Origin of the sequence: uncultured Dialister sp. (assembly GCF_900541605.1) — a bacterium.
Lineage (GTDB): Bacteria > Bacillota > Negativicutes > Veillonellales > Dialisteraceae > Dialister.
The window spans coordinates 1-5,870 of record NZ_UQKJ01000113.1; the positions used below are offsets into that span (position 1 = coordinate 1).

The window sequence follows — 5,870 nt, forward strand, 5'->3', positions numbered from 1 at the left end:
AGCTAGAAGCTCCATGCGAATGGCTCTACCCATCTGCGCCGAACACAACAGCTCGTCAAACCGCAATTGGCAGGGGCGGCGAAAATTCATAAAAACTCGCGGCGCTATATGAATTGTGCGCCGCAACATTCACTCCTCACTCCTAACTCCTCACTCCTAACTAATATCCCTACTGCTGCCCGACGGTATGGCCCACCATTTTCTTAGCTCATATGGTGCCGGAACAGATACGCCGCCACGGTGAGGGTGACCAGGGATATGAGAGCCAGGGGGACGAAGTTGAACGCCAGCTGGCTGAAGGTAAGGCCTTCGAGGTAAATGCGGCGGATGAGCTCCAGTGCGAAGCGGAGGGGATCCGCATAGGTAATGGTCTGCAGGAAGGCGGGCATATTTTTCACCGGTGTAATGATGCCGGAGAGGAGGGCCATCGGTATCATGAGGACAATAACGTATACCAGCACCTGCTGCATGTTTTTAGAGATAGAAGATACAATGAGTCCGCAGCCGGTGGAGCTCAGGAGATAGAAGAAGAGGGCCAGGTAAAAGGTGGCCAGGGACCCGGCGAAGGGGACCTGAAACCAGAAGTAACTGATACAGAGGAGTATGGTGCACTGTACGAACCCTACCAGCATCGGCGGCACCGCCTTCCCGATGAGGATGACCGCCGGAGACACCGGGGCCACCAGGAGCTGTTCAAAGGTGCCCTCTTCCCGTTCCCGGGCCACCGAAAGGCCGGCGAGAAGGAAGACCTGGGCGAAGGACAGGAGACCGATAATGCCGGGGAGGAAGAACCACCGGGTGATCTGGTTCGGGTTGAACCAGGTCCTGGTTTCCAGGGTTACCGGGCTTTCCCGGCCTGCCAGGTCCAGGTTGTACCGGCTCACGATGTGGCTGGCATAGCTGGCGGCGAGGCCGGCGATCATGGTATTTCTTCCGTCCGTGATGATCTGCACCGGCGCCGTGTCTCCCCGGTCCAGACGGTTCTGGAAGTCCTGGGGAATGGTGATGGCCATCACCGCATCTCCCCGGGTAATGTAGGTCCCGATTTCATCGGGAGATGACAGGTACGCCACCGCATGGAAGAGGCTGGTGCCGTCGAACCGGGAGAGCAGCTCGCCGGAGGCCTGGCTGTGGCTCATGTCCACCGCCACGTAGGGGGCGTCTTTCAGGTTGTAGTTGGCGGCATAGCCGAATAGGAACCCCAGCACAATGGCCGGCACTACCACGATGCGGCGGGTGGCGGGGTCTTTCCAGATATTAAAGATTTCCTTCCGGCAGATCACGAGGAGCTGCTGGAGGAAAAGGGCCCATCCTTCCATTCATTCCACCTTCTTTCTGGTCATACCGAAAGCGGAGCCCACGAAGAAGAGGGCATATAGCATGAGAATGCCTCCCTGCTTGAGGAGCATGCCCATATCCGTGCCCGACAGGAAGAGGGACCGGATGCAGACAAGGTAATGGCTGAAGGGCAGCACCTGGCCCACTCCCTGCACGAAGAGGGGCGTGGAACGGAGGTCAAAGATAAAGCCCGACAGCACGAGGCAGGGCAGGAAACTGATAAGAAGAGATAACTGGCAGGCCAGGAACTGTTTCTTCGTAATGGCGGAAATGACGAGGCCCATGCCCAGGGCCACCAGGAGGTATACCATGGAAATGAGAATTACCGCCAGTAGGGACCCTTCCATGGGGACTTCGAAGAGGAACCGGGACAGCACGAGGCAGATGCCCATACCCAGGAGGGCTACGCAGAAGTAAGGCACCATCTTTGCCAGCACCAGCTCCATAGGCTTTACCGGCGTCACGAACAGGGATTCAAAGGTTCCCCGCTCCCATTCCCGGGCCATGACCACGGAGGTCAGCATGACGCCGACAATGGTCATGATGAGCATGATGAGGCCGGGGATAAAGAACCAGGTACTGGAATTGGCATCGTTGAACCACATGCGGGCGGATACGGTGATTCCCCCGTTTCCGGCGAGTCCCTTCTTCATGAGCCAGGAGGAAATGGAACTTTCCACGTAGGACTGGGTGCTCATGGCCGTGGCTGTTTCCACGCCATCCAGGATGAGCTGCACTTTAGCCCGCCCTTCATAGAGGGAGGTGGAAAAATCCGGGGGAATATCGATGATGACGCTCACCTTCCGGTCAATCAGCATTTCCTCTGCCTCCGACCGGCTGGTGACATAGGTAGGCGAGAAATAATCGGACCCATTCAGGAAGCTCACGGCGTCCTGGGCCAGGGGTGACGTGTCTTCCAGCACCACCGCGGAGGACACATTCTTCACGTCCAGGGAAATGCCGTAGCCGATGATGAGGATCAGGATAATCGGCAGTACGATGCCCAGGAGCAGGGAGCTGGAGTCCCGGAAGAGCTGGAGAAATTCTTTATGGATCAGCGCTTTCATGCGCCTTGCAAAGCCTTCCATTACGCTCCTTCTCCTTTCTCTCTCGCCCGTTCTACGATGGCGATGAATATATCATCCATATCGGCCTTCGGCCTGCCCAGTTCCTTCCGGATATCCGAAGGACTGCCGATGGCCAGGAGGTGGCCGTTATCCTGGATCATGAAGCGGTCACAGTACTCCGCTTCCTCCATGAAATGGGTGGTAATGATGATGGTGGTTCCCAATGCTGCCAGCGTCGTAATCTGGCGCCAGAAATTCCGTCGAGCCAGGGGATCAATGCCGGAGGTGGGCTCATCGAGGAAGAGGATCTTCGGCTCATGGAGGAGGGCGCAGGCCATGGACAGCCGCTGCTTGTAGCCGCCGGGGAGGTCCCCCGCCTTCTGTTCCATGCGGTCGGACAGGTAAAATTCCTCCGACAGTTCTTTAATCCGCTCCTTCATCCGCTTCGGCGGAAGGCCGTAGACGCCGCCGTAGAATTCCATATTCTCGATGACCGTCATATTGCTGTAGAGGGAAAACTTCTGGGCCACGTAGCCGATATTCGCCCGGGCCCGTGTCCGGGCCTTCCGAAGGTCCACCCCTGCCACGGACAGGAAACCGCTGGTCTCCGGCAGGAGGCCGCAGAGCATTTTGAAGGTGGTGGTTTTTCCCGCGCCGTTTGGTCCCAGGAGGCCGAAGATTTCTCCCTTGTGCACTTCAAAGGACGTATTGGCCACCGCCGTAAAGTCGCCGAATTTCTTCACCAGGTTTTTCACCCGGATATTCACTTCCTGCGACGGCCGGCTGCCCAGGTCCAGGGCCTTTTTACTTTCTTCCGTAGGCGGCAGAATGCCCTTCTCCGCTTTCCGGAGAAGAATCATGAAGCCGTCTTCCAGTTTCGGCTCCGCCGGACGGGCCTCCATGTGGTGGGCCCTGAGGTAGGGCACCGGGTCTTTCCCCTTCGTAATGAAATGGACTTCCCCGCCCCGGGGCACCGCATCCACCACATGGTCCATATCATCCAGGAGATGGGCCTGGAGAATCCTCGTAGGCACCCCGGCCTCCGGGGATACGGTGAAGCAGCGGTTCTCCGCAATGCGGCAGAGGTCCTCCGGCGTTCCGTCGGCCAGCACATGGCCCTCGTGGAGCACGTAGACCTCGGAAGCCATTTCCGCTTCGTTCATGTAGGCCGTACTGACAAAGACGGACAGGTTTTCGTCTTTCACAAACTGCTTGATGATTTCCCATAGCTCCCGCCGGGACAGGGGGTCCACCCCCACCGTCGGTTCATCGAGGAGCAGCAGGTCCGGCGACCGCACCAGGGTGCAGGCGAGGCCCAGTTTCTGCTTCATGCCGCCGGAAAGCTTCCCGGCGAAGCGGCCGGTAAACCGTTCGAGGCCCATCATTTCCAGGAGCTTCTTGTACCGGGCCGGCCGCGTCTCCTTCGGCACCCCGTGGAGGTCGGCGTAGAGGTCCATATTTTCCTGGACCGTCAGATCTTCGTAGAGGCCGAACTTCTGGGGCATGTAGGAAATGCGGCTCTGGATTTCTTCGGCGTCCTTCACGCTGTCTTTGCCAAGCACCGTGAGACTCCCGTCCGTAGGATCCATGAGCCCCGCAATGAGGCGCATAAGGGTGGTCTTCCCGGCGCCATCGGGGCCGATAACCGCCGTGAGCTGCCCCTTTTTCACAGAAAGGTCGATGTGGTCCAGGGCCGTAATGGTTTTTCCTCCGCCCAGGCGGAAGGCTTTATGCAATTTTTCCGCTCGAATCACTTCGTCCAATGTTGTCATCCTTTCTGAAATTACTGATGGTTACGGTTAGAGTCACCTGGGCCGGTGCCTTGAGCTTTGAGCCTTTAGCCTTGAGCTGGTCAGGCCCTGCGGGCCGGGTGTCCTGCTTTTGGGTGTACCTGCGCACATATGGGGGCTTCCAGCTTTTAGCTTCCATCCGTTACTTTTCTTCTGCTTTGCAGATTCTGCCTCTACGAGGCAGATCTATCCCCTGCCCTTTGGGCTGCCCCCTTCTCCAAGGGGGCACGCTTTTAACGTATGGAGTCATTGGCTTATTTAAATGGTATGGATCTGGAGCACCGGCATGCCCAAACCCGAGGGGAAGCGTGTCACTGGATTCTCGGTCGCTTCGCTCCCTGTGAATCCAGTTCCCTTGCCACCGCTCGAGATGACGAGGGAGGTTTGTGTCAAATGAAACGGCTGCGAGAACCGCTGATTCACTCAAGGCTCAAGGCTAAAGGCCCCGCCCATTCGCACGCCGCTCAGCCACAAGCCCCCGTCCCAGATGACACCAACCACAAGCACCTGTCACAGCTTCACTTTCACCGTGGCCGGCATGCCCATGCGCAGCCGGTTGTCATTATCATCCACGTACACCCGGACCTCGTAGAGGAGGGCGGTACGGAGTTCACTGGTTTCCACATTTTTCGGCGTGAATTCGGCGGTGGAGGAAATGTAGCCGATCTGACCTTTTACCGGTTCCTTGGCACTGTCGATGTAGATTTCCGCCTTGCTCCCTTCATGGATCTTCCCCAGGTCCCCTTCCTTCACATAGACCCGGACCCATTTCTTAGAGTTCAGGGAAATACGGAATACCGGCTTCTGGGGAGATGCCATGTCCCCCACTTCCATGAGCCGGGAACGGATGACCCCATCCTGGGGCGCAATGAGTTCCGACTGGGACAGGGTATATTCTTCCCGGGAAAGCGTATCTTTCAGGCTCTGCAGCTGGGCTTCCGCCGCTGCCACGTCTTCGCTCCGGGGACCTGCCACGGCGAGATCATTGGCCGCCTGGGCCTCTTTCACCTTTGCATCGGCGGTGGCGAGCTTCGTCCTGGCATCGTCTAATACCTGCCGGCTCACGGACTTACCGCCGGACGCATTGAAGGCGTCCTGTTTTCTCGTAAAGTCGGAGGCCAGAAAATCCCTTTCCGCCACGGCTTCATTCACCTTGGCCTGTGCCTGGGCCAGGTCTTCGGGCCGGGTGCCATTATGGAGCTTATCCACCTGCGCTTCCTGGGCGGCGATTTGGGACTTCGTCACCGCCATCTGGTGCTCCAGGTCCTCGGTGTCCAGCTTTGCCAGCACCTGTCCCTTCGTCACCGTGTCCCCTTCTTCCACATAGATGTCGGAAATGCGGTCACTGTTCCGGAAGGCCAGCGACACTTCCCGAAGGTCCACATTGCCCTTCAGCACCAGTTCTGCTGCCGCTTCCTGCGCCGCTTTCCGGCTTCGGTATTCGTAGAAGCCAAATCCCAGTACCAGCACGAGAAGGATAACGATGACCGTCACCATTTTCTTGTGTTCCCTGATTTTTTCCATCATGCCTGTCACCTCATTATTAGTAATGGCCCCAATGCGTTACGGGACTGATGCGGCGAAGCCGCTGTTGGCCCAGGTCTAGATCTAGATCCAGGTCTAGGGAAGCGCTGATTAATTCGCAGAGTCAGATTTTATAAGGATTTTTATGCAC

At 57.6% G+C, this 5,870-nt stretch carries 4 protein-coding genes; all 4 read right to left on the reverse strand.

Features of this window, described 5'->3' with window-relative positions; genetic code table 11:
- Positions 1-203: 203 nt before the first annotated feature.
- The 4 genes from QZR21_RS07575 to QZR21_RS07590 all read right to left on the reverse strand — a co-directional run bounded on the left by QZR21_RS07575 (position 204) and on the right by QZR21_RS07590 (position 5,722).
- The gene (locus QZR21_RS07575; RefSeq protein ID WP_296099946.1) at positions 204-1,319 is read right to left on the reverse strand and encodes an ABC transporter permease; all 1,116 of its coding nucleotides are present in this window, start codon (positions 1,317-1,319) and stop codon (positions 204-206) included.
- Positions 1,320-2,426 carry an ABC transporter permease gene (locus tag QZR21_RS07580; protein WP_296099950.1) on the reverse strand — a complete coding sequence of 369 codons (1,107 nt, stop codon included), beginning with the start codon at positions 2,424-2,426 and terminating at the stop codon, positions 1,320-1,322.
- Positions 2,426-4,177 (reverse strand): ATP-binding cassette domain-containing protein, encoded by a 1,752-nt coding sequence (locus tag QZR21_RS07585; protein WP_296099953.1) that lies wholly within the window; start codon positions 4,175-4,177, stop codon positions 2,426-2,428. Before QZR21_RS07585 ends, QZR21_RS07580 begins: the two co-directional genes overlap by 1 nt.
- 528 nt (positions 4,178-4,705) lie before the next feature.
- Positions 4,706-5,722, reverse strand: a complete 1,017-nt coding sequence (locus QZR21_RS07590) for an efflux RND transporter periplasmic adaptor subunit (RefSeq protein WP_296099955.1) — start codon at positions 5,720-5,722, stop codon at positions 4,706-4,708.
- Positions 5,723-5,870 lie beyond the last annotated feature (148 nt).

Coding starts and splice junctions, on each gene's coding strand:
- QZR21_RS07575 (WP_296099946.1), bottom strand. CDS start 1,319: ATGGAAGGATGGGCCCTTTTCCTCCAGCAGCTCCTCGTGATCTGCCGG.
- QZR21_RS07580 (WP_296099950.1), bottom strand. CDS start 2,426: ATGGAAGGCTTTGCAAGGCGCATGAAAGCGCTGATCCATAAAGAATTT.
- QZR21_RS07585 (WP_296099953.1), bottom strand. CDS start 4,177: ATGACAACATTGGACGAAGTGATTCGAGCGGAAAAATTGCATAAAGCC.
- QZR21_RS07590 (WP_296099955.1), bottom strand. CDS start 5,722: ATGATGGAAAAAATCAGGGAACACAAGAAAATGGTGACGGTCATCGTT.